Origin of the sequence: Aeromonas sp. QDB03 (assembly GCF_027707985.1) — a bacterium.
Taxonomy (GTDB): domain Bacteria; phylum Pseudomonadota; class Gammaproteobacteria; order Enterobacterales; family Aeromonadaceae; genus Aeromonas; species Aeromonas hydrophila.
Genome location: NZ_JAPCJG010000002.1, coordinates 36,928 through 60,534, shown reverse-complemented (window position 1 = coordinate 60,534; position 23,607 = coordinate 36,928). Strand labels below are relative to the sequence as shown.

The window sequence follows — 23,607 nt, the reverse complement described above, 5'->3', positions numbered from 1 at the left end:
TGTTCTAGTCACTGTGCAGGCCCGTGGGCTTGCTGCGAGTTCAGGGGCTGCATCACGGGATCAGCCGAGCAGCAGCAGGGCCAGGATCAGGGCGGCACCCATCCCCATGGAGGCTGCATACCAGCGCAACTTGCCGGAAACGGTCCAGGCCAACAGCTGGTGGCCACTCTGTGCCAGCCAGGCCGGCAGGTTCATCATCCAGTCCAGCGGATCCTTGCCGAGCAGTCGGGTCGCCAGCAGATACGGCTTGACCCACAGCTGATCGTAAAGCCAGTCAAAGCCCCAGGCATTGAACCAGAGAGTGCTGAGCAACTTGCCCGGCGCGCTGTTGGCCACGCTGCTGGCCAGACGACGCTGGCCCAGGAACAGGAAGGCAGCCAGAGCGATGCCGGCGATGGCAATGATGGCGGAGGTGATCTCCAGCCCATGGCGCCCCTCTTCGATGTGATCCCCCGGCCCTGCCGGCAGCACGCCCGCCAGCGGCGGCACGATCAAGGCACCGATGCCGGTGGAGAGCACCAGCAGGACCAGCAGCGGCAGCTGATGGGCCAGCCCGTGACCGGCGTGAGCCTGGGTTTGCTCCTTGCCGTGGAAGGCGATGAAGATCAGGCGGAAGGTGTAGAGGGAGGTGAGGAAGGCACCGCCCAGACCGGCCCACAGCAGGGCGCTCTGGCCGCTGGCCTGCACCTGCCACAAGATGGCGTCTTTACTGTAGAAACCGGCGGTCACCAGCGGCAGCGCGGCCAGGGCCGAGCCCCCCACCAGGAAGCAGGCATAGACCAGCGGCAGGCTCTTGCGCAGGCCCCCCATCTTGAAGATGTTCTGCTCGTGGTGGGTCGCGACGATCACGGCACCGGCGGAGAGGAACAGCAGCGCCTTGAAGAAGGCGTGGGTCATCAGGTGGAAGATGGCCCCTTCCCAGGCGCCAACGCCGAGGGCCAGGAACATGTAGCCGATCTGGCTCATGGTGGAGTAAGCCAGGATCCGCTTGATGTCGGTTTGCACCAGGGCCGCAAAGCCTGCCAGCACCAGGGTGATGGCACCGACCAGCGCCACCAGATGCAGGATCTCGGGGGCCAGCAGGAACAGGCCGTGGGTACGGGCGATGAGATAGACACCGGCGGTCACCATGGTGGCCGCGTGGATCAGCGCCGAGACCGGGGTCGGGCCCGCCATCGCATCCGCCAGCCAGGTTTGCAGCGGCAGCTGGGCCGATTTGCCGACGGCGCCGCCAAGCAGCATCAGACAGGCAAACGACAGGGCAGGGGAGCCCTCGGCAAACATCAGCGGTGCGCGTACCAGCAACTCGTGAATGTTGAGGGTACCGAGCTCCCGGTAGAGGACAAACAGACCGATGGCGAGGAACACGTCGCCGACCCGGGTCACCACGAACGCCTTGAGGGCGGCGGCGCCGTTGGCCGGGTTGCGGTAGTAGAAGCCGATCAGCAGGTAGCTGCACAGCCCCACGCCTTCCCAGCCGAGGTAGACGAACAGCAGGTCATCGGCCAGCACCAGAAACACCATGCTGGCGATGAACAGGTTGGTGTAGGTGAAGAAGCGCGAATAGCCCTCTTCCCCGCGCATGTACCAGGAGGCGAACAGGTGGATGAAGAAACCCACCCCGGTGACCACGCCGAGCATGGTCAGCGACAGACCGTCCAGCGCCAGGCGGAAGGTCGGGGTGAAGTTACCCACCGTTATCCACTGCCACAGGGTCTGGGTATAGACGCCGCCCGTTGGCATGGTATTGAGGAAATCGATGCCGACCCACAGGGTAGTGAGGGCCGACAGCCCTATGCTGCCGACGCCGATGAGCGCAGCAGTGCGCTCGCCGAAACGACCGATGGAGAAGGCCAGCACCAGCCATCCCAGCAGCGGAAACAGAAAAGTCAGGTATAGGAGGCTCATCCGCGCATCTCGCTCACAGTGTCCACGTTGAGGGTGTGGTAACGACGATAGAGCAGCAGTAACAGGGCGAGGCCGATACTGGCCTCCGCTGCCGCCAGAGAAATCACCAGTATGTACATGATCTGGCCATCAGCCTGGGCCCAGCGGCTGCCAGCCACCACGAATGCCAGTGCCGACGCGTTCATCATGATCTCGATACTCATGAGGATAAACAGCAAGTTGCGACGTATCAGCAGGCCGCACAGGCCGATACAGAACAGCACGGCAGCCAGCAGCAGGCCGTGTTCCATCGGGATTCCGTTCATCATTGACCTCCTTCTTGAGACGGATGTGCCGAGGCTTTTGGCACGGAGAGCACTTCCCCGCTCTTGTCTTCACGGCCCAGGTGATAGGCGGTGACCAGGCCCGCCAGCAGCAGGATGGAGGCAAGCTCCACCGCCAGCACGTAAGGACCGAACAGGGCGATGCCGACCGCTTTGGCACTGACGTCGGTCAGACCGAGTTCACCGCCGGTGACCCCGAGAATGCCGTAGGCCAGAAAACCCAGCAGAATGAGCGAAAGCAGGCCGGGGCCCACCCAGGTGGTGGGGGTGAGCCAGTTCTTTTCCTGATCCTGGGCCGAGCCCAGGTTCAGCATCATCACCACGAACACGAACAGCACCATGATGGCGCCCGCATAGACGATCACTTGCAGGGCTCCCGCGAAGGAGGCGCCCAGGCAGAAGAAGATCATGGCCACGGCGATGAGGGAGATAATGAGATTGAGCAGCGCGTGCATCGGATTGCTGGTGCTGATCACCCGCAGCGTGCTGTAAATGGCGACCAGGGCCGCGGCATAGAATGCCAGTTCCATGATTGACTCCTCAGGGCAGCAGGCTCTTGACATCGATGGGTTTGGCTTCGTTCTCGGCATCCCCTTTCGGCTTGCCGTCGATGGCCATCCCGCTCATGCGGTAGAAGTTGTAATCCGGATACTTGCCGGGTCCGCTTATCAGCAGATCTTCCTTCTCGTACACCAGATCCTGGCGGCGGTACTCGCCCATCTCGAAATCCGGCGTCAGCTGGATAGCGGTGGTGGGGCAGGCCTCTTCGCACAGGCCGCAGAAGATGCAGCGGGAGAAGTTGATGCGAAAGAACTCCGGGTACCAGCGACCATCTTCCCGCTCGGATTTCTGCAGCGAGATGCAGCCGACCGGGCAGGCCACAGCACACAGGTTGCAGGCCACGCAGCGTTCGTCGCCGTCCGGATCGCGAGTCAGCACGATGCGGCCGCGATAGCGGGGCGCCGCATAGACGGCCTGTTCCGGATAGTTGAGGGTCTCGCGGGGGCTCCAGGCATGGGAGAACACCATCCCCAGGCTGCGCAATTGGGTGCCGACACCCTTGATGATGTTAATAATTTTCATAGTCGTGCCTCACTGCACATTCATCAGCACCACAGCCCGCACCGGCTGCATCCCGAGCGGGATGCAGGGCGGCGGGCAAGCAGACGTTCCAGCCAAACGGCATCACAATTTTTCTGTCCATTACGGCCTCACTGCGCATTCATCAGCACCACGGCGCCGGTGACCAGCATGTTGAGCAGGGTCAGCGGCAGGCAGACTTTCCAGCCAAACGACATCACTTGGTCAAAGCGCGGGCGGGGCAGGGAGGCCCGCAGCAGGATGAAGAACACCATGAAACAGGCGGTCTTCAGGGCAAACCAGATGAAGGGCGGCAGCCAGGGGCCGTGCCAGCCACCGAAGAACAGGGTCACGATGAGCGAAGAGATCAGCACGATGCCGATGTACTCGCCCACGAAGAACAGACCCCATTTCATGCCCGCATACTCGATGTGATAACCGTCGGCGAGCTCCTGCTCGGCTTCCGGCTGGTCAAACGGATGGCGGTGGGTGACGGCGACACCGGCAAACAGGAAGGTGATGAAGCCCAGGATCTGGGGGATCACGTTCCACAGTCCTGCCTGGGCTTCCACGATATCCCGCAGGTTGAAGCTGCCGGTCTGGATGACGATACCCATCAGCGACAGGCCCAAGAACACCTCGTAGGAGAGGGTCTGAGCCGAAGCGCGCAGGCTGCCGAGCAATGAGTACTTGTTGTTGCTCGACCAGCCGGCGAACAGCACGGCGTAGACCGCCAGCCCCGCGATAGCCAGGATGTAGAGCAGCCCCACGTTGAGGTCCGCCACGCCCCAGGTGGGGGTGATCGGCACCACCGCAAACGCCAGAATGAAGGCGGTAAAGGCGATGATGGGGGCCAGCACGAAGATCCGGCGATCGGCGAACGGCGGGATCCAGTCCTCTTTGAAGAACATCTTGATCATGTCGGCCGCCAGCTGCAGTAAGCCGAAGGGGCCTACCCGGTTGGGGCCGTAACGATCCTGCCACAACGCCAGCAGTCGGCGCTCGATGAAGCTCATGAAGGCGCCGGCCCCCACGATCCCCACCAGCACGATCAATGCCTTGCCGATTTCCAGCAACAGATCGATCAGAGAGTCACTCATGCGATGGCCTCCTGCAGGTTAGCGAGATATTGCTGGTGCAGGGCGGTCGGCAGACCGTTGACACCAAGCGGCAGGCCCACCAGACCTATGCTCAGATGCTCGCTCAGACGCAGGGTCAGTCGCCAGTGGTGGCCACCCCAGGAGAAGGCAACCTGGCTGCCGGCATTGAGGGCGAGACGGTTGGCGTCGGCCGGGTTCAGTACCAGCACGGGCTCGCTCATGCGGGCCTGGATGACCGGGCTTCTGGCGGACAGCTCTTCGCCGCCAAACAGCTGGTCATAGCTCACCACCTGCAGCGCCTCTTTGGCGCTGAACGGGGCGGGGACGGCGTCGAACCAGCCGAGGCTGTCCTCGCCCGCTTCCAGCAGACGGCGACCGGGATCCCCGGCGCGCAGGTTGCCACCCACTTCATCCTGGAACTTGTTCCAGGCGGACGGGGAGTTCCAGCCCGGCGCCCAGGCGAACGGCACCTGTTGCAGCGGCTGGCGGGCACCGGCGTAGCCTTCCATGGAGAAGTTGAAGGGCGAGTCGGGATCCTGAGCGACTCTGGGCTCGCTCACGTTCTGATCCGCCAGCATGGAGGTGCGGCCACTGTAGCGGTGCGGCTCGCGGGCGAGCTTCATGCCACGGATGCGCAGACCCGCGTTGGGTGCGGCTTCGCGCATGCTGGTCAGCAGCGGGGCGCTGGCGGCGCAGGCACTGCTCACCTCGTCGAAGGTGTTCCAGCGCAGCGGTTTGCGATCCAGCACGCCTTGCAGGGCGGCCAGCCAGCGCCAGCTCTCGCGCACCTGGATGTCGGCGTTGTAGAAGGCGGGGGCATAGACCTGGAAGAAACGCTGGGCGCGGCCTTCCATGTTGATGAGGGTACCATCGGCCTCGGCGAAGCTGGCGGCAGGCAGCACCAGGTTCGCCTTCTGGGCGGTGCCGGTATCCTGATGGTCGATCACCAGCAAGTGCTGAAGATGGTCGATGGCTGCATCGACCCGGCTGCGCGGTGCGCGGCGGTAGAGATCGTTCTCGAGCATCACCAGCGCGAGCTTCTCTTCTCTTTCGATACGATCAAAAGCGGCTTCCAGCGGGGCGGCATTGCCGGCCAGCATGGCCAGCCCCAGGCTGTTGGTCTCCTGAGCTACCAGAGCGAGCTCCACGGCCTGGCCACGGCCCTTGAGGGCGCGGGCGATGTTGCTGGCCGCCTCGAGCAGGGCCTGGCTGCGGGCACCGGTGCCGGCGATAATGAGCGGCTTCTTGGCGTTGCCGAGCAGCGCTGCCCAGCGGCTGGCTTGGGCCAGCTGATCGGCGTCCAGATCCTGCGGGGCAGGGGCGCTGCCATCGAGCAGATGGGCGATGGCGAAGCCGAGGCGCGCCTGATCCGCGTGGGGGGCATGCAGGGTATCGGCGGCCACGTCGTCGAGACGGGTCTGATCCAGGCTGGTGATGAGCAGCGGGTAGCGCTCGTTCTGGGCCAGTGTCTGCACCGCGGCGACCTGCCACAGGTCCACCTTCAGCTTGCGGGCGATTTCGCGGCCCTTTCCCTTGACTGCCTGACGCAGGGCCAGGGCAATGCGGGCGGCGGTCTGGGTGACATCCTCGCCGAGCACCAGCACGGCGTCGGCCTCTTCCATGTCACGCAGGCTGGGGGTGCGCAAACCACCGTGCTGCAGGATCTGCAGCATCTTCTGCAGGCATTCCCATTCGCTTTGCTCGACGCCGCTGTAGAAGTTGGCGGCTCCCACCAGTTCGCGCAGGGCGAAGTTGCTCTCAAGCGAGGCGCGGGGCGAGCCGATGCCGATGACACCGGCAGCGGTGCGCAGGGCATCGGCGGCCCGGTTCAGGGCACCGTCCACCGTGATGGCCAGCTTGTCACCGCCATCCTGCAGCAGGGGCTGGCGCGGGCGGTCGGTCAGATTGACGTGGCCGTAGCCGAAGCGGCCGCGGTCACACAGGAAGTAGTGGTTGAGGGCACCGTGATAGCGGTTCTCGATGCGGCGCAGCTCGCCATAACGCTCACCCGGGCTGATGTTGCAGCCGACCGAGCACCCTTGGCAGATGCTGGGGGCGAACTGCATGTCCCATTTGCGGTTGTAACGCTCGGAGTGGGTCTTGTCGGTGAACACGCCGGTGGGGCAGACCTCCACCAGGTTGCCGGAGAACTCGCTCTCCAGGGTGCCGTCTTCGACCCGGCCGAAATAGACGTTGTCGTGGGCGCCGTAGACCCCGAGATCCTCGCCGCCGGCGTAGTCCTTGTAGTAACGGACGCAGCGATAGCAGGCGATGCAGCGGTTCATCTCGTGGTTGATGAAGGGGCCCAGATCCTGATTCTGGTGGGTGCGTTTGGTGAAACGGTAGCGGCGGCTGTTGTGGCCGGTCATCACCGTCATGTCCTGCAGGTGGCAGGAGCCACCCTCTTCACACACCGGGCAGTCGTGGGGGTGGTTGGTCATCTGCCACTCCACCACCGTCTTGCGGAACTCCTTCGCCTCTTCATCCTCGATGGAGATATAGGTGCCATCGGTGGAGGGGGTCATGCAGGACATGACCAGGCGGCCGCGTTTGTCGTCGGCATTCTGATACTGTTTCACCGCACACTGGCGGCAGGCGCCGACGCTACCGAGCGCCGGGTGCCAGCAAAAATAGGGGACGTCCAGACCAAGGGACAGACAGGCTTGCAGCAGGTTATCTGCCCCGTCTACCTCGTACTCTTTACCGTCTACATGAATGGTGGCCATACAACTTCCCTGACTTCAATGAGATAAATTCTTTGGCTCGCGCCGGTTCAGCGGGCCCGCGGCGGGCGCCCTGCGTGCCTTACCAGCGCTCGCCCAGCAGGTTGGGCTGGATACCCTTGAGCTGCTTGCGATTATCCTGCGGCGCCTTGACGCCAGCCTCGAATTCCGACCGGAAATACTTCATCGCACTGCCCAGCGGCTCGATGGCGCCAGGGGCATGGGCGCAGAAGGTCTTGCCTGGGCCGAGGAAGCTGACCAGCTGCTCCAGGGTGGCGAGATCCCCTGGCTGACCCTCGCCCCGCTCCAGCGCGCGCAGCAGCTTGACACTCCAGGGCAGGCCATCGCGGCAGGGAGTGCACCAGCCGCAGGACTCGCGGGCGAAGAACTCTTCCATGTTGCGCAGCAGGGAGACCATGTTGATGCTGTCATCCACCGCCATGGCAAGGCCCGTGCCCATCCGGGTGCCGACCTTGCCGATGCCGCCGGCGTACATCTGGGCATCCAGGTGCTCGGGCAGCAGGAAGCCGGTACCGGCTCCGCCCGGTTGCCAGGCTTTCAGGCGATAGCCGGGCTTCATGCCGCCGGCATAGTTCTCGAACAGCTCGCGGGCGGTGATGCCAAACGGCAGCTCCCACAGGCCGGGGTTGTTGACCTTGCCGGAGAAGCCCATCAGCTTGGTGCCGTGATCTTCCGAACCCGGCAGCGCTAGCCCCTGATACCAGGCCACACCGTTGCCGATGATGGCGGGTACGTTGCACAGGGTTTCGACGTTGTTGACGCAGGTGGGCTTGCCCCAGACGCCGGAAACGGCAGGGAAGGGGGGCTTGGCGCGCGGGTTGGCGCGACGCCCTTCCAGGGAGTTGATGAGCGCCGTCTCTTCGCCGCAGATGTAACGACCCGCGCCGGTGTGGACGAACAGCTCGAAGTCAAAGCCCGAGCCCAGGATGTTCTTGCCGAGCAGACCGGCAGCCTTGGCCTCTTCGACCGCGCGGCGCAGGTTGGCGGCGGCATCGACGTACTCGCCGCGCAAAAAGATGTAGCCACGGTAGGCCTTGAGGGCCTTGGCCGAGATGATCATCCCTTCGATCAGCAGGTGGGGCAGCTGCTCCATCAACAGCCGATCCTTATAGGTGTTCGGCTCCATCTCGTCGGCGTTGCAGAGCAGGTAACGGATGTTCATGCTCTCGTCTTTGGGCATCAGGCCCCACTTCACGCCGGTGGAGAAACCGGCGCCGCCGCGACCCTTGAGGCCGGCATCCTTGACGGTGCCGACGATCTCGTCCGGGCTCATCTGGCTCAGTGCCTTGCGGGCCGCATCGTAACCCTGCTTGCTCTGGTATTCATCCAGCCAGACCGGCTGACCGTCGTCGCGCAGCCGCCAGGTGAGTGGATGGGTCTCGGCCGCGCGGGCGATGCGGTTGGCGGTACCAAGGGATGCCAGACTCATGGGTAAGCCTCCAGGGTCTTGAGCAGGCTGACGGCGTCGAGCCCACCGTAGGTGTCATCGTCGATCATCAGCGCCGGCCCCTTGTCACAGTTGCCGAGGCAGCAGACCGGCAGCAGGGTGAAGCGGCCGTCGGCGGAGGTCTGGCCGGGGGCCAGGTCCATTACCTCTTTCAGCCCGGCCAGCAGTTGTTCGTGGCCGTTGATGTAGCAGACCATGCTGTCGCAGACGCGGATGATGTGGCGACCAACCGGCTGGCGGAAGATCTGGCTGTAGAAGGTGGCGACCCCCTCCACGTCGCTGGCGGGGATGCCGAGCTCGGCGGCGATGGCGTGGATGGCACCGTCAGGTACCCAGCCGCGGGCCTGCTGCACTATCTTGAGCGCTTCAATGCTGGCAGCACGGGGATCTTCGTAGTGGTGTTTCTCATGCTCGATGGCATCGCGTTCTGCCTGGCTCAGGACGAAATCGTTCCCCTTGCCCTGACATGAACTCTGTCCCTGCGGGGACTGATTGTGTTGGCACTGACATTGCTGGCTCATGGCTTAACCTTTTGTGGCTTGTCCTTTTTGTCGTGTAACGGGTCTTGGTAACAGCCGTTACTCAACGGTCCACATCCGACATAACGAAATCGATACTGCCCAGATAGACGATGAGGTCCGACACCATCTGGCCACGGATCACCGAGGGGATCTGTTGCAGGTGAGCAAAGCTCGGGGTGCGGATCCGGGTCCGGTAGCTCATGGTGGAGCCATCGCTGGTCAGGTAGTAACTGTTGATCCCCTTGGTCGCCTCGATCATCTGGAAGGACTCGGCGGCCGGCATGACCGGGCCCCACGACACTTGCAGGAAGTGGGTGATCAGGGTCTCGATGTCCTGCAGGGTGCGCTCTTTGGGCGGCGGTGTGGTGAGCGGGTGATCCGCCTTGAACGGCCCTTCCGGCATGTTCTTCATACACTGCTCGATGATGCGCATGCTCTGGCGCACCTCCTCGATGCGCACCAGGGCGCGATCGTAGGCATCACCGTTGGCGCCGACCGGCACCTCGAATTCGAACTGATCGTAGCCGGAGTAGGGGCGCCACTTGCGCACGTCGAAGTTGAGGCCGGTGGCACGCAGACCACCGCCCGTGGTGCCCCAGGCCAGCGCCTGCTCGGTATTGTAGGCGGCGACGCCGATGGTGCGGCCACGCAGTATGCTGTTGCGCATGGCGGCCTTCTCATAGTCCATCAGCCGCTTGGGCAGCCAGCTCAGCAGGTTGTCTTGGACCAGTCGCTGCCAGCCGACGGGCAGATCGTGGGCCACGCCGCCGATGCGAAACCAGGCCGGATGCATACGGGCGCCGGTGATGGCCTCGATGATGGTGTAAATCCGCTGCCGGTCGGTGAAGGTGAAGAAGACCGGGGTCATGGCGCCCACGTCCTGGATATAGGTACCGATGAACAGCAGGTGACTCTGGATGCGGAACAGCTCAGCCAGCATCACCCGGATCATGTCGACCCGCTGTGGCACCTTGATGCCGGCCAGCTTCTCGACCGCCAGTACGTAGGGCAGGTTGTTCATCACCCCCCCTAAGTACTCGACCCGGTCGGTGTAGGGGATGTAGCTGTGCCAGGACTGGCGCTCGCCCATCTTTTCGGCACCGCGGTGGTGATAGCCGATGTCGGGCACGCAATCGCGGATCTCCTCGCCATCGAGCTGCAGCACCAGACGGAAGGCACCGTGCGCGGAGGGGTGGTTGGGGCCGAGGTTCAAGAACATGTAGTCCTCGTTCTCGTTGCCACGGGCCATACCCCACTCTTCCGGTTTGAACAGCAGGTTGTCCTGCTCCTGATCCTGCTTGACCGCATCGAGCATGAAGGGATCAAATTCGGTGGCGCGCGCCGGATAATCCTTGCGCAGCGGGTGACCCTGCCAGCTCTTGGGCATCATGATACGGGTCAGGTGGGGGTGACCATCGAAATTGATGCCCATCAGATCCCACACTTCCCGTTCATACCAGTTGGCGTTGGGGAAGTGGCGGCTGACGGTGGGCAGCGTGAGGTCACCCTCCTTGAGCGGCACCTTCAGCATCAGGTCGGCGTTGCGATCGATGGAAATGAGGTGATAGAAGACGGTGAAGTCGCTGTCGGGCAGGTCGTGGCGATGGCTGCGCATCCGCTCGTCGGTGGCGCTGAGATCGAACAGCATCACGAACGGGGAGGGGAGCTTGCGCAGGAAGCCCATGACATCCAGCAGCAGCTCGCGGGAGAGCCAGACCACCGGTACGCCGGTGCGGGTATTCTGGATGGTGAAACGTTCGGCTCCGAAATGGGCGAACAGCTCGCCGATCACCTGAGCGTCTTTGTGATCACTCGGTTGCCACTGGGCCATGGCGTAGTTGCTGGGAAATTCTCGAGTCAGTTTCATGGTCAGATCTCATCCGGCGTGCGCAGGTTGGTGACGTTGATCCGCTCGCCACGCTTGCGGTCCTTCTCGGCAGGCATTTGGGGGCGATAGATACCCTGATCGCCAACCACCCAGGAAAGTGGACGGCGCTCCTTGCCGATGGAGTCCTGCAGCAGCATCAGCGCTTGCAGGAATGCCTCGGGACGGGGCGGACAACCCGGAATATAGACGTCGACCGGCAGGAACTTGTCGACGCCCTGAACGACCGAGTAGATGTCGTACATGCCGCCGGAGTTGGCGCAGGCACCCATGGAGATGACCCACTTGGGTTCGAGCAGCTGTTCATACAGACGCTGGATGACGGGGGCCATCTTGATGAAGGGGGTGCCGGCGATCACCATGAAATCGGCCTGGCGCGGTGAGGCTCGAATAACTTCGGCGCCGAAGCGGGCCACATCATGGGGGGAGGTGAAGGCGGTACACATCTCTACGTAGCAGCAGGAGATACCGAAGTTGTAAGGCCAGAGGGAGTTCTTGCGGCCCCAGTTGACAGTGTCTTGCAGCACCTCTTCGAGGCGCCCGATCATGATGCCGCGGGAGGCCTCTTGAGCCAGAGGATCCTCGACGGTCTGGCGCTGTTCCTGGGGGTAGCGCTCAACGGGCGCATCTGGGTCGATCCGGGTCAGGGTGTACTTCATGGTGCAACCTCAAAGGGATAATCAGTAATTCAGTCTGGCTTCTTGTCGGTCAGGACGCGTTTTTTCGGTGCCCAGTCGAGGGCGCCAATGCGCCACAGGTAGACGAGTCCTACCAGCAGCAGGGAGATAAAGATGGTGGCTTCGATGAAACCGACCCAGCCGCTTTCTCGAACGGAGACGGACCAGGCGAAGAGGTAGAGTGCCTCGACGTCGAAGATGACGAAGAACATGGCAACCAGATAGAACTTGGCGGAGAAGCGTAGACGGGCATTGCCCACCGAATCGACGCCAGATTCGAAGGGTTTGTTCTTGGCACGACCATAGGCTCGACCACCCAGCAGGGCGGCAAGGCCGATCATGGTCAGGCAGATGCAGATGGCCCCAACTACATAGACAGCAAAAGCCCAATGCTGGACAGCAATATCAGCAAACATAGGAGTTTTCCCTAACCGAATTAATCACGCGACTTAACAAGGATGTTACGTATTATGCCACTTTCGTACTGATTTACATGTCATTTCAAAGGATTAATTATTAATCAGCGGGAGGAAAATCGTATTTTGCTAGCGGAGTCAATGTTCCTGTTTGAGAATCATTTTCAATTGCTTTTAGGGTGTGGCGGAAATGGCGGGATCGTGTGAAAAATAAACTAATCGTGAAAGGAGAGACCCCGCCAGGCGGGGTCTGCTCGATCAGGGTTTGAGGATGGGTAGCGCCTCTTCGGCTGCCTTGCCCTGGGAGAGGGTGATCTCGACCCGGCGGTTGGCCTGACGGTGCTCGGGTGTGTCATTGGGATAGCGGGGCTGGGCATCCGCTACCCCCTGAGCGATGACCCGGGTGGCATCGAGTTTGGGGTTGGTCAGCAATGTGTGCACGATGGAGGCGGAGCGCAATACCGACAGTTCCCAGTTGCTGCGATAGAGCTCTACCGGGGCCTGGGAGTTGTCGGTGTGGCCGGTGACCACCACCTTGCCCGGAATGTCAGCCAGAATGCCGGAGATCTTGTTGACCAGCGGGATGAACTGGGGCTGCAGGAAGGCGGAGTCGGCCGGAAACAGTGCCTTCTCGCCGATGCGGATCACCAGCTGGCTGCCCAGTTGTTCCACTTCCAGATCCTTGGATTCAATCTGTGCCTTGAGCTGCTGCTCCAGCTTCTTCTTGGTGACCTGTACCCACTCCTGTTCCTTGGTTTTGTGAGGCCATGACTCCGTTGCGCTCGGCTTTTCCGAGGCGCCGATGGTCTCGTTGAAGGGGTCCGAGGCGGCCATGGGGGCATCCTTCTCCAATACCGTCTCTTTCTTCGGGCTGCTGGGGGTGGTCTTGGACTCGGGTTCCAGGATCCCGGTACCGCCCTGCATCACGGGGGAGCCCGCGGGAGGGGAGATGAGGCCAATTTTGCCCAGCGATTCGATGAAACCCTGGATCAGCACCCGGGTTTCAGACTGTTTGGCCATGGCAAAGGAGTAGAGCACCACGAACAGGGCGAACAGCAGTGTCATGAAGTCGGCATAGGAGACCAGCCAGCGTTCGTGGTTCTCCGGCGCTTCAGCTTTTTTCTTTTTTGCCACCATGGCCTCCGAGGTAGGGTTCTAGGGTGACTTGCAGGCGTTGCTGTGATTCGCCGTCCACGATGCAGAGGATACCGGTGAGGGTCATCTCCTTGTAGTGGCGGATCTGATGGGCAAACGCTTTGTAACGGTTGCCGAAGGGCAGGAAGATCAAGTTGGCGGCCGATACCCCATAGATGGTGGCGATAAAGGCCACCGCGATGGCGCCACCCAGTTTGTCAGGGGCATCCAGCAGGCCCATGGCGTGGATCAGGCCAAACACGGCGCCGACGATCCCCATGGTCGGGCAGTAGCCGCCCATGGCTTCATAGAATTTGACGGTCTGCTCGAGATCTTCTTGCTCGAACTCGATCTCGTTCTCCAGCACCTCGTGGATCTTGGTCTTCTCGTAGCCATCTACCATCATCTGCACCCCTTTTTGCAGGAAGGGATCTTTGATCTCGTCGATCATGCCTTCAAGGGCCAGCATGCCGCTGCGTCTGGCGTTACCGGCCAGGTTTTCCAGCAGTTCGGCCTGCTGCTGCATGTCGAGTTTGAGGGGGGCCAGCAGCCACTTGAAACGCTTGAGAGTGCTGCCGACAACGGAGAAGGGGAACTGGGTCAAGGCGGCACCTATGGTACCTCCGATCACGATGAGGAAGGCGGGCAGATCGAGCAGGGCGCTGGGATGTCCACCCTCGATCATGTTGCCGCCCAGGATGGCGATCAATGCCAGGACCAAGCCGATTAAACTCATTTTTTATACATCCCTGAATATTGATAATGGCTAGTGTAGCTATTTAAGTATCAGTTTTTCAAAATGATATCCAATCGATGAGCAATAAAGTCAGAGCCTTGACCTTGATGGACAGATTTCTTTCCCGGGTGGCAAGGAGCCGGGCCACGAAGGGCGTTTTACCGAAAAAGAGGGGGCTGTCGCGGGATTTTGACGAGAAGGGGGTCTGGCATATCAGACTGCAAATGCTGAAAGGTAAAAACCGGCACCTGAGCCGGTTTTTTTTAGATTGGGTGATGGGGAGAGATGCGTCACTCTGCGTGATCCTTTCGGGGTGGAAGCCAGCCGTTCGCCACAGGTAACGTTGCTTGCCCCTGTGGGGGGTTGCTTTTTCTAACGGGAGTTACGCATCTGAAAACCCAAAAAGCAAAAAACCGACCATCAGGTCGGTTCTTTAAATTTGGCGGTGAGGGAGGGATTCGAACCCTCGATACGTTGCCGTATACACACTTTCCAGGCGTGCTCCTTCAGCCACTCGGACACCTCACCAAATTTTCGATCACAGCGCCGTTGCGCTGGAACGGGGCGTAATTTAGGGGAAAGGGCTGCCTGGGTCAACCACTTTTCCCCTTATTTTTCATAATCTTTATCGAATGCCTATCCCTTGAACAGAATGCCGGTTTTTTAAACCCGCTCAGGGCTTGGGGAGGATGATCAGGCTGTCCGGCAGCTCGTTCTGGTCGCGGGTGGCGGGGAAGGCGTCGGTGAGAATGGCGCTGGTCCGCTCGATGCACTCGAGGAAACCCTGCTCTACCTCCTTGTTGCGCACCCGGCGGGTGAAGTCATCGATGATCTCCTGCCACTGGCCGTTGTCGATGTGCTGGGCGATGCCGTCATCCACCAGGATCTCCACGTAGTGCTCGGCCACCGAGACGAAGATCAGCACCCCCAGCCGATCCTGGGTACGATGCAAGCCCTGTTCGACGAACTGCAGGCGTGCCATCAGGGCGGCCCTGTGCTGGCGAACCTGTTTGGGGATCAGGTACATCTTGATGGGGGTCCAGTGGAACAGGATGCTCAGCACCAGCCAGACCGACCACTGCACCAGCAGGATCTCGTACCAGCCGAGCCAGAAACCGAGCTCGAATACCAGCAGCGGGGTGAGCATGGCCAGCAGCGCCGCCCACAGGGTGGGGATGTAGCGATAGCCGTCGCTGGCGGGGGCCAGAACGGTCACCAGCTCGGCATCAGTTGCCTGCTCCGCCTGCTTGACCCTGGCCTGCAGCGTGTGAAAGAACTGTTTCGAAATCATGTGTCGTCTCTTAATCCCTGTTACCAACCACCGGAGGCACCGCCGCCGCCGAAACTGCCGCCCCCTCCACTGAAACCGCCGCCACCAAAGCCGCCACCGGAGCGACCGGCACCGAAGCCACCGGCAAGGTAAGCGGCGCGGCGCCGGCCACCTCTGCCACCGCCACCACCACCACGCAGGTTGTGCAGCACGATCATCACTATCACCATCAGGATGAACAGCCAGGGCCCGCCCAGCTTGTCCTTACTGGCGTTGTCTACCGGTTTGTACTCGCCCGCCAAGGCCTGCATGATCGCCTGGCTGCCAGCGACCACCCCGGCCACCATGTCGCCGCGTTTGAACGCGGGCAGGATCCGGGTCTGGATGATGTTGGCGGCGATGGCATCGGGCAGGGCACCTTCCAGCCCGTAACCCACTTCGATGCGCACCTTGCGTTCATCCTGGGCGATCAGCAGCAGCACCCCGTTGTCCTTTCCCTTCTGGCCGATGCCCCAGTGACGGCCAAGCTGATAGCCGTACTCCTCGATGGTGTCGCCCGCCAGCGTGTCGATGGAGACCACCACCAGCTGGATGCCGCTGCGCTTCTCGAACGCCGCCAGCTGCTGGGTGAGCTGGTGGGCCTGCTTGCGGGACATCAGGTTGGCCTCGTCCACCACTCGCCCGCTCAAGGCGGGGAAAGTGGGGGCGGCGGATACCACCGCCGTCCACACCAGCAGGCAGGACAACAGGGCATGGATCACGCGCTTCATTGGAAGCTGACCTTGGGCGCCTCATCGGCACCAGGCTTGGCGCTGAACGTGGGTTTGGCCTCCAGATCCGAGTAGAGCAGCTTGGACCAGATGACGCCGGGGAAGGTGCGGATCTCGGTATTGAACTGACGTACCGCTTCTATGTAGTCGCGCCGGGCCACCGAGATACGGTTTTCGGTGCCTTCCAGCTGGGCCTGCAGGGTGAGGAACTGCTGATCCGCTTTGAGTTCCGGGTAGCGTTCGACCACCACCATCAGCCGGGAGAGGGCGCCGGAGAGCTGGTTCTGGGCCGCTTCAAACTCCTTGAGCTGGGCGGGGTCGCTGACCTGCAGGCTGCCTACGCGGGCTCTGGCATCGGTCACCGCCTTGAGGGTCTCCTGCTCGTGGCTGGCGTAGCCCTTGACGGTGGCCACCAGATTGGGGACCAGATCGGCGCGGCGCTGATACTGGTTTTCGACCTGGCCCCAGCTCGCCTTGACCTGCTCATCCAGGGTCGGAATATTGTTCATGCCGCAACCGGTCAGGCCCAGCAGCAGGGTCATAACCAACAGGGACTGGGTTGCCCTCTGCCAGAGTGAAGTGGCCATCTTGTTGTTCTCCATTGACATTTTTTGCAGATAACGGCTCACCATACCAGCTTGTGGTCAACCGCCACAACGGGCGGGCAGCCTGGGTTTGTGGTAAGCCATCGAAACCTTGGGCAGTTGCGGCTTGTCTTTGAGCCAGGACGCCAGCTCGGCGCCGCAGCCGTTGCCGGGCGGGATCGGCGCCTGAGGCTGGCAATCCGGGCTGCCGGCCGGGCAGCGCAGACGCACATGAAAGTGGCTGAAGTGGCCGACCCAGGGACGCAACTTGCCGACCCAGGGTTCATCGGGCGCCCGTTTGCACACCTCGGCCTTGAGCACAGGGTTGATGAAGATGCGGGCGACCTCAGGCTTGCTGGCTGCCAGGCGCAGCAGGTTTAGCTGCTGGGGGCCGAAGCGCCCGGGCAGTACCCGGTAGCTGGGCTCATCGATCAGAGCCCACTCCTTGGGGGCATCCTGCTCCCATGTTGAGATGGGCTGGTTGGCCATGCGAAACCAGATGTCGGCGTCGAGGCCGGTCTGGTGGCTGCGGTGCCCGGAGGTGAAGGGGCCACCGTGGGCCATGGCGAGATCGGCGATATAGAGATCCGGCATGCCGGCCATGCGGGTCTGGTTGGCCAGGGTGGTCAGGTAGGCGATGAGCTCGGGGTGGCCGTAGTAGCGCAGTCGCTTGGTGCGGATCACCTGATAGCCGGGGCCTGTCAGCGGCAGCGCTACTCCATTTTTGAGGCAGCCGGCGGAGTAGCCGCCAATCGCTTCGGCCTGGTGGGGATGAGGTTCGGCAAGAAAAGTACTGGCCATGAAGAGCAGGGTGGTGGCAAGCATGAGACTCCCGACAAGCATGCGAATGGGCTCAGATGAAGAGAATGATACCAAGAGTCCGGTGAGGCCGTCACCCGATGAGCGAGCCCGGTTGCATCCCTGTGTCGGGCTCGCGCACAATGCGCGACAAAATTGGCGCATCCAGGGCGTGTAAACGCACAGGCAAGAGGAGAAGAGAATGAAGGTCAGTGAGCTGGTGAACAAAGAGGGACTGGTCTGGCTGATGCCCCCTGCTCGCCGTTTCTATCCGGTGATGGTTGTGCTGTTGCTGGCGAGCCTGATCACCGTGCTGGCCGCCGTCGGTCTGGGTTATCCGCACATGGGTCTGCTGCCCTGGGTGGGGCTGGTGTTTGGCGGCATAGTGCTGCTGATGATGATACTGCCTCGCAGCTGGCAGCGCTGGCGGCTGGCGGAGCTGGCTTGGGACGAGGCGCATCTTTACCTGCTCAATGGCAGCAGTGATCGGGCACAGGCCTTGCCAAGATCGGTACTGGTCGGGGTCGAGCGGGATCGCAAGGTGGGCCACGATGGTCAGTGGCTGGCCTTCAGCCTGGATCTGGCGCTGAACGATGAACAGCTGGCGGCCGCCACCGCGCTGATGGGACTGAGTCGGGAAGGCACCCATGTCGTGGCGCCCGGCATCTATCGCTTTGGCTTTAAGCGCGCCTGGCATGGTCGACGCACGCTGCAGGGGCTGCTGGATACCCTGCTCCCCATATGAGCTGACTATTTTCTCGACAATCTTCCCCAAAGCTCAGATACTGCCAGTGACTCGAATTGATCTTGCCCGTTCTGTTCACCCAAGAGATCAATGACTTGAGTGAACCGTACGGGGGAGTGCCTAGGCATGATGCCCTGGCAGGTCCGGCATGGGGGTTGTGCCCTTACCTTTGTGTTGGTGATTGGATAGAGAAGGCACCTTGAATCGAGAGTGGATGGCATGAAGATTTACGTAGGTAATCTGTCGTACCGGATGACGGCCGACGAACTGACAACCGTGTTCAGCCAATTTGGGCAGGTAGACAAGGTCGATATCATCATCGATCGCGATACCGGTCAGTCCAAGGGGTTTGGCTTCATTGAAATGCCTGTCAATGGCGAGGCTGAAAAGGCCATCGCCGGTTTGCATGGCACCGAAATCGGTGGCCGTACCATCACAGTCAACCAGGCCAAGCCGAAGACAGATGCACCACGTGGTCGCCCCCAGCGTCATCGCTGAGCTGCCTCGATAACGCAAAACGGCATGGGTTTCCCCCATGCCGTTTTTGTTTCTGGCGTTTGCCGGATGAATCAGGGCACGTCGTAGCCGAGCGCCGCCTTGCGGATGCGGAACCACTGCTGACGATTGAGGACGATGGATTCAGCGGCCACGGCGGCGGCGATGCGCTCCCGTTTGCCGGAGCCTATCAGCGGCAGCGGCTGGCTTGGCAGCATCATGACCCAGGCGTAGACCACCTGTTCGATCTGTTTGGCGCCCACTTCCTGGCGGATCTGCTCGAGCTCGGCGCGCAGCGGGGCATATTCGGGGGCCTGGAACAGGCGCCCGCCACCGAGACAGGACCAGGCCATCGGCTTGATGCGCAGTTGCTGACATTGGTCCAGGGTGCCGTCCAGGGTAGTGCTCTGGTTGAGCGGCGAGATCTCCAGCTGGTTGGTCACCAGCGGGAAGGGCAGGCGCGACTGCAGCAGCTCGAACTGGCGAGGGGTGAAGTTGGAGACCCCGGCATGCTTGATCTTGCCTGCCTGCTTGAGGGTGATGAAGGCATCGGCCACTTCGTCGGCATCCATCAGGGGATCCGGGCGGTGGATCAGCAGCAGATCCAGATGGTCGGTGGCGAGCTTTTGCAAGGAGGCCTCGGCACTGGCGATGATGTGCGCCTTGCCGGTGTTGTAGTGATTCAGCGCGTGTTCCGGCTTGGCGGTGAGGGCGATGCCGCACTTGCTGACGATCTCCATCCGGCTGCGCAGAGAGGGGTCAAGGCGCAGGGCGTTGCCGAAGGCCTCTTCGCACTGGTAGCCACCATAGATGTCGGCGTGATCGATGGTGGTGACCCCCAGATCCAGGTGGTACTTCATCAGATCCAGCAGGGCGTTTGGGGAGAGTTGCCACTCCATCAGACGCCAGTAACCCATGATGAGGCGAGAGAAGGTCGGGCCCTGTGGATGCAGGGAGAGGCGGGATACGGACATTGTGGCTCCTTGGCGGATAAGGGAAAAAATGCTGCCAGCATCTTGGTCTCTTCTGGCTGGCAAGGCAATAATGCGGCGTTTGTTAATTCGAACTTTGGTTCTGAAGGGGAAGGAAATGGACGGTTTTGCCGAGCGCTTGCACAGCCTGATCGGGGCGGGCAGCATCAGTGCCTTTGCCCGCAAGGTGGGGTTGAGCGAAGCCCTGATCCGTAAATATCTGAAAGGGGCTGAACCCGGCCTTGGCAAGGCCAACCAGATTGCCATGGCCGCCAACTGCTCGCTGGAGTGGCTCGCCACCGGCTGCGGCTACCTCTATCGGCAGGCGGAAGTGGTGGACAGAGAAGCGCTGAGCGCCGCCGGCACCCTGTTGCAGGAACAGTTGCCGCAGCAGCGCCTGCCCGCAGAAGACGAGTTGGTAACCCTGCTTGCCTATTACCAGTTCTTGCGCAGTCACAAGCAGGCTGACGGATTTCTGGATCTGGCGCGGGCGCGCGAATTTGGCAAACACCTGCATGAGGCGTGAGCCTGAATGGGGATGGCCGGGAACGGCCGGGGATTATTCTGATACCCTCTAAAGCAGATGAGGGCAGCGGGGAGAGGGAGATGGGCTATCTGATCTTGGGCAGCGGCGGATTGGGCACGGCGCTGGCACATGCGCTATCCGCCCGTGGCGAGGAGCTGGTGCTGGCTGGCAGGCAGCTGCCCAAGGGCGTGGATCCCGCCTGCTATTTTCCGTTGCAGGAGGTGGATGTGCTCTCCTTCGATGCCCTGTTCACCCTCTATGACACGGCGCCGTTGCCGAGCGTGGTGATCAACACCATCGGCCTGCTGCACGACATCAACTTCATGCCGGAGCGGCGGGTGGAGGAGGTCAATCCCAGATGGCTGTGCGACAGCCTGCTGGCCAACGCCTGGCCGCAGCTGGCTCTGGCCGCCTGCTTGAGCCGCCGAATGACGGTGGATACCCGCCTCTGGCTTTGCTCTCTTTCCGATCTGGCCGGCAGTCTTGGCGCCAACGAGACGGGCAGTCGTTACAGCTACCGGATGAGCAAGGCGGCGCTCAACATGGGGGCAAGAACGCTGGCCCATGAGTGGCGGGAGCGCTTCCCCGCCGCCGGGGTTGTCACCGTGCACCCGGGGCTGATGGCCACCCCCATGAATCAACCCTTTCTCGATGAACTGGCGGCCGAGACCTTGCAGGATCCGGCGCTGGTGGCGCCGCGTCTGCTTGATCTCATCAACCAATTGTCGCCGGCCCAGTCCGGCGGCTTCCTCGACCTGCAGGGCCAGCCGCTGCCCTGGTAAGCCGTCACCGGCTTCACATTCCGGAAACGGCCCGCTTGCCAAGCCAGCTCCTGCTGGCTAACGTCATTCTCCTGCTTCAGGAGGGATGTCATGCGCTATATCGATTTACGAAGTGATACGGTCACCCAGCCCACGGATGCCATGCGCCAGAGCATGCTGCATGCCGAGGTGGGGGATGATGTCTACGGGGAAGATCCCGGCGTCAATGCACTGGAGGCCCGCGGGGCCGAGTTGCTTGGCAAGGAGGCCGCACTGTTTGTCCCCTCGGGCACCATGTCCAACCTGCTGGCGGTGATGAGCCACTGTCAGCGGGGGGAGGGAGCCATTGTCGGTCAGGCGGCTCACATCTATCGCTATGAGGCGCAGGGGAGCGCCGTGCTGGGATCGGTCGCGCTGCAGGCGGTGCCGATGCAGGCCGACGGTTCGCTGGCAGTGGCCGATGTCGCCGCGGCGATCGCCCCTGATGATGCCCATTTTGTGCAGACCCGGCTGGTCTGCCTTGAAAACACCCATAACGGCAAGGTGCTGCCCCTTCACTACCTGCAGGCGATGCGCAAATTCGTCGACGAACGCGGGTTGCAACTGCATCTGGATGGTGCCCGTTTGTTCAACGCCGCCGTGGCGAGCGGTCATGGGGTAGACGAGCTGGCCGCCCCCTTTGACAGCATCTCCATCTGCCTCTCCAAGGGGCTAGGAGCACCGGTAGGGTCGCTGTTGGTGGGCTCCCGCCCCTTCATCGACCGCGCCAGACGGCTGCGCAAGATGTTGGGTGGTGGCATGCGCCAGGCGGGGATCCTGGCTCAGGCCGGTCTGTTTGCCCTTGATCAGCATGTGGCCCGGTTGGCGGACGATCACCGCCGTGCCAGACGGCTGGCCGAAGGGTTGGCCGCATTGCCCGGGATCGAGCTGGATCTCGCGCTGGTGCAGACCAACATGGTATTTCTGCGGCTGGTGAAAGGGGAGGCCGAGGCGCTGCTCGCGTTCATGAAGGAGCGGGGGATCCTCTTCTCCGGTTACGGCGAGATGCGGCTGGTGACCCATCTGCAGATCACCGATGACGACATCGACGAGGTGATCGATGCCTTCACCGAGTACCTTGTCGTACGTTAAGGTTCACTCAATAAAACAGGGCGCCAAGGCGCCCTGTTTTATTGTTGAGAAGAAAGCAGGTCACGCCTGGCGCTGGCCGCTCATCAGCATGGCCTCGTCGGTGGCGTCATAGATCATTACCGCGATGTGAGTCACCTGACCGCCAAAGTCGGCCAGCGGCACCAGGGTCAGGTTCTGGAACATGTGGGGGGCTGAGCCGGTGATGGGGCGGTAGTTGGAAAAACGCAGCAGATAGGGTTTCTGCTCCCAGGTACTGAAGGCGCGGTTGTTGAGCTTGAACACCATGTTGGCCTTGCGCTCGAACCAGGCCCGATCCACATCGGGGAAGAGCTCGAACAGCACGCCATCGCGCACCTCGCCGGCCAATCGGCCGCTGTGGCTCTCCATGAAGCCGTTCCACACCTGCACCTTGTACTCCTTGTCGAGCACCACCAGCCCCACATCCAGATTCTGGACTATGTTCATCAGCCAATGAAATTCACGGATTTCCATGGTCACTCCTAGAGCATGTGCATGATTTTGTTGTTCATGGTGGCGATGGAATCTTCGGTAAACAGCAGCAGCAGATCGCACTGCACCGCGTAATCCTGGACCCGGTAGTTGATCTCGATGGCCAGGGTGCGGCGCCAGCGGCTCTTGTTGGTGTTGATGAGCTCGTTGATGGGCCTGTGCTGGCCGAGTACCACAGGATGGCCCTGACTGAAGGGGGTATCGAGCTGGCTGGCATAACCGCGCAAAAAGGCGCCGATCAGCACGTTGGCAGTATCCATCAAGAGCTCCAGCTCTGCATTGCGATCGAGCACGCCCTGATGGTTCATCAGCCGGGCCAGATCCTTGAAGCTAGAGTCGTGGAACAGGATCAGCGCCTCGCCGGCGATACCGGCGCCGATGAAGCCCTGGCAGACGGCGGAGAGGGTATCCGAGTCGGCGGCGGCCGAGAGGGCCATATGCAGCTCGGACACTTCCAGCACGTTGACGTTGGGAATGGGCAGCACCACGAAGGCGTTGAGCAGGCGGGCCAGCAGGTCGGCGGCCTGGCCCATGGAGACGTTGGCGAGCTCCTGATAGACATCGCGCACCTCGGGGCTGATCTTGATGCCGGTATCCAGACTGCCGACATCACTGACACTCTGGCCAGCGGGCCGGATGTCATGTGCAGTGGCGGCACCTTTGGCCTGCCACAGCTCATGCTGTTTCAGCAGGGCGCTGAGGGTTTCCGGTGCGGCGGGTTTCTTGATGAAATCCAGCGCTCCCAGCCCCATCACTCGCTGATAGGCTTCCGGCTGGATATCGCCGGAGACCACGAAGACCTTGTTGCGCAGTCCCTCCCGCTGGAGGGTTTCCAGCACGCCGTAGCCATCCATTTCCGGCATGGTCAGGTCGAGAAAGATCAGATCCCCATGACCCATCAGCACCTGCTCTATCCCTTCTAGCCCGTTGGCGGCGTAATGCAGCGTCACGTCCCAGTCGGCGGGAAGGGCGCGGGCCAGCTGTTTACGGGCGAATCCTGAGTCATCACATATCAATACATTCATAGTGTTAGGCTGGCCTGGTCAACGAGGATTGCTATAAGTGTGGCCCGCCA

The 23,607-nt window shown here is 61.8% G+C and carries 25 protein-coding genes and 1 tRNA gene; 5 read left to right on the top strand and 21 right to left on the bottom strand.

Going from position 1 to position 23,607, the window contains the following annotated elements:
* Positions 1-60: 60 nt before the first annotated feature.
* From nuoL to mepA, 18 genes are all read right to left on the bottom strand, one after another.
* On the bottom strand, positions 61-1,908 hold the full coding sequence (nuoL, locus tag PG900_RS05045) for an NADH-quinone oxidoreductase subunit L (protein WP_270801468.1): 1,848 nt from the start codon (positions 1,906-1,908) through the stop codon (positions 61-63).
* On the bottom strand, positions 1,905-2,213 hold the full coding sequence (gene nuoK / locus PG900_RS05040; RefSeq protein ID WP_005299823.1) for an NADH-quinone oxidoreductase subunit NuoK: 309 nt from the start codon (positions 2,211-2,213) through the stop codon (positions 1,905-1,907). The genes nuoL and nuoK overlap by 4 nt, the downstream gene beginning before the upstream one ends.
* Positions 2,213-2,761, bottom strand: coding sequence for an NADH-quinone oxidoreductase subunit J (gene nuoJ, locus PG900_RS05035; protein ID WP_011705659.1), 549 nt, complete (start codon positions 2,759-2,761; stop codon positions 2,213-2,215). The genes nuoK and nuoJ overlap by 1 nt, the downstream gene beginning before the upstream one ends.
* 10 nt (positions 2,762-2,771) lie before the next feature.
* Complete coding sequence (gene nuoI / locus PG900_RS05030) at positions 2,772-3,314, bottom strand: NADH-quinone oxidoreductase subunit NuoI (protein ID WP_011705660.1); 543 nt, start codon at positions 3,312-3,314, stop codon at positions 2,772-2,774.
* A 128-nt stretch (positions 3,315-3,442) separates the two neighbouring features.
* The gene (gene nuoH, locus PG900_RS05025; protein ID WP_011705661.1) at positions 3,443-4,411 is read right to left on the bottom strand and encodes an NADH-quinone oxidoreductase subunit NuoH; all 969 of its coding nucleotides are present in this window, start codon (positions 4,409-4,411) and stop codon (positions 3,443-3,445) included.
* Positions 4,408-7,137 (bottom strand): NADH-quinone oxidoreductase subunit NuoG, encoded by a 2,730-nt coding sequence (nuoG, locus tag PG900_RS05020; protein WP_270831024.1) that lies wholly within the window; start codon positions 7,135-7,137, stop codon positions 4,408-4,410. Before nuoG ends, nuoH begins: the two co-directional genes overlap by 4 nt.
* Positions 7,138-7,216: 79 nt before the next feature.
* Positions 7,217-8,584, bottom strand: a complete 1,368-nt coding sequence (gene nuoF, locus PG900_RS05015; RefSeq protein ID WP_187267449.1) for an NADH-quinone oxidoreductase subunit NuoF — start codon at positions 8,582-8,584, stop codon at positions 7,217-7,219.
* Entirely contained in the window at positions 8,581-9,123 is a 543-nt protein-coding gene (nuoE, locus tag PG900_RS05010) for an NADH-quinone oxidoreductase subunit NuoE (RefSeq protein WP_029303307.1), read from the bottom strand. The genes nuoF and nuoE overlap by 4 nt, the downstream gene beginning before the upstream one ends.
* A 61-nt stretch (positions 9,124-9,184) precedes the next feature.
* Positions 9,185-10,990, bottom strand: a complete 1,806-nt coding sequence (gene nuoC, locus PG900_RS05005) for an NADH-quinone oxidoreductase subunit C/D (RefSeq protein WP_011705665.1) — start codon at positions 10,988-10,990, stop codon at positions 9,185-9,187.
* 2 nt (positions 10,991-10,992) lie between these two features.
* Complete coding sequence (locus PG900_RS05000) at positions 10,993-11,667, bottom strand: NuoB/complex I 20 kDa subunit family protein (RefSeq protein ID WP_005299840.1); 675 nt, start codon at positions 11,665-11,667, stop codon at positions 10,993-10,995.
* Positions 11,668-11,696: 29 nt separating this feature from the next.
* Positions 11,697-12,101: an NADH-quinone oxidoreductase subunit A gene (locus PG900_RS04995; RefSeq protein WP_016350419.1), complete on the bottom strand. Its 405-nt coding sequence runs from the start codon at positions 12,099-12,101 to the stop codon at positions 11,697-11,699.
* 258 nt (positions 12,102-12,359) lie between these two features.
* A complete protein-coding gene (locus PG900_RS04990; protein WP_175610165.1) occupies positions 12,360-13,238 on the bottom strand; it encodes a flagellar motor protein MotB in 879 nt (292 codons plus the stop codon).
* Positions 13,213-13,971, bottom strand: a complete 759-nt coding sequence (locus tag PG900_RS04985) for a flagellar motor protein (RefSeq protein ID WP_270831023.1) — start codon at positions 13,969-13,971, stop codon at positions 13,213-13,215. Before PG900_RS04985 ends, PG900_RS04990 begins: the two co-directional genes overlap by 26 nt.
* 440 nt (positions 13,972-14,411) lie before the next feature.
* A tRNA-Ser gene (locus PG900_RS04980) sits at positions 14,412-14,499 on the bottom strand.
* 145 nt (positions 14,500-14,644) lie between these two features.
* A complete protein-coding gene (locus PG900_RS04975; RefSeq protein ID WP_011705669.1) occupies positions 14,645-15,262 on the bottom strand; it encodes a TPM domain-containing protein in 618 nt (205 codons plus the stop codon).
* Positions 15,263-15,282: 20 nt separating this feature from the next.
* A complete protein-coding gene (locus tag PG900_RS04970; protein WP_270801479.1) occupies positions 15,283-16,011 on the bottom strand; it encodes a TPM domain-containing protein in 729 nt (242 codons plus the stop codon).
* On the bottom strand, positions 16,008-16,613 hold the full coding sequence (locus tag PG900_RS04965; RefSeq protein WP_016350422.1) for a LemA family protein: 606 nt from the start codon (positions 16,611-16,613) through the stop codon (positions 16,008-16,010). The genes PG900_RS04970 and PG900_RS04965 overlap by 4 nt, the downstream gene beginning before the upstream one ends.
* 42 nt (positions 16,614-16,655) lie before the next feature.
* Positions 16,656-17,420 (bottom strand): penicillin-insensitive murein endopeptidase, encoded by a 765-nt coding sequence (mepA, locus tag PG900_RS04960; RefSeq protein WP_060389098.1) that lies wholly within the window; start codon positions 17,418-17,420, stop codon positions 16,656-16,658.
* Positions 17,421-17,595: 175 nt separating this feature from the next.
* Between mepA and PG900_RS04955 the strand changes: the two genes are divergently transcribed.
* Complete coding sequence (locus tag PG900_RS04955; protein ID WP_270801484.1) at positions 17,596-18,138, top strand: hypothetical protein; 543 nt, start codon at positions 17,596-17,598, stop codon at positions 18,136-18,138.
* Positions 18,139-18,357: 219 nt separating this feature from the next.
* Positions 18,358-18,636 carry an RNA recognition motif domain-containing protein gene (locus PG900_RS04950; RefSeq protein ID WP_026080382.1) on the top strand — a complete coding sequence of 93 codons (279 nt, stop codon included), beginning with the start codon at positions 18,358-18,360 and terminating at the stop codon, positions 18,634-18,636.
* Between the two features lie 71 nt (positions 18,637-18,707).
* Here PG900_RS04950 and PG900_RS04945 read toward each other — a convergent pair whose 3' ends face one another.
* Positions 18,708-19,607 carry an aldo/keto reductase gene (locus PG900_RS04945; RefSeq protein ID WP_270801486.1) on the bottom strand — a complete coding sequence of 300 codons (900 nt, stop codon included), beginning with the start codon at positions 19,605-19,607 and terminating at the stop codon, positions 18,708-18,710.
* A 115-nt stretch (positions 19,608-19,722) separates the two neighbouring features.
* Between PG900_RS04945 and PG900_RS04940 the strand changes: the two genes are divergently transcribed.
* The 3 genes from PG900_RS04940 (at position 19,723) to ltaE (ending at position 22,022) form a co-directional block, all read left to right on the top strand.
* Positions 19,723-20,130 carry a helix-turn-helix domain-containing protein gene (locus PG900_RS04940; protein WP_135320054.1) on the top strand — a complete coding sequence of 136 codons (408 nt, stop codon included), beginning with the start codon at positions 19,723-19,725 and terminating at the stop codon, positions 20,128-20,130.
* Between the two features lie 80 nt (positions 20,131-20,210).
* Entirely contained in the window at positions 20,211-20,912 is a 702-nt protein-coding gene (locus PG900_RS04935; RefSeq protein WP_270801493.1) for a short-chain dehydrogenase, read from the top strand.
* Between the two features lie 90 nt (positions 20,913-21,002).
* Positions 21,003-22,022 carry a low-specificity L-threonine aldolase gene (gene ltaE / locus PG900_RS04930; RefSeq protein WP_135320052.1) on the top strand — a complete coding sequence of 340 codons (1,020 nt, stop codon included), beginning with the start codon at positions 21,003-21,005 and terminating at the stop codon, positions 22,020-22,022.
* A 60-nt stretch (positions 22,023-22,082) separates the two neighbouring features.
* Here the strand turns inward: ltaE and PG900_RS04925 are convergent, their stop codons facing one another.
* Together PG900_RS04925 and PG900_RS04920 are read right to left on the bottom strand one after the other, a co-directional pair.
* Positions 22,083-22,514 carry a PAS domain-containing protein gene (locus tag PG900_RS04925; RefSeq protein ID WP_005346525.1) on the bottom strand — a complete coding sequence of 144 codons (432 nt, stop codon included), beginning with the start codon at positions 22,512-22,514 and terminating at the stop codon, positions 22,083-22,085.
* A gap of 8 nt (positions 22,515-22,522) precedes the next feature.
* The gene (locus PG900_RS04920) at positions 22,523-23,557 is read right to left on the bottom strand and encodes a response regulator (RefSeq protein WP_039214923.1); all 1,035 of its coding nucleotides are present in this window, start codon (positions 23,555-23,557) and stop codon (positions 22,523-22,525) included.
* Positions 23,558-23,607: the final 50 nt, after the last annotated feature.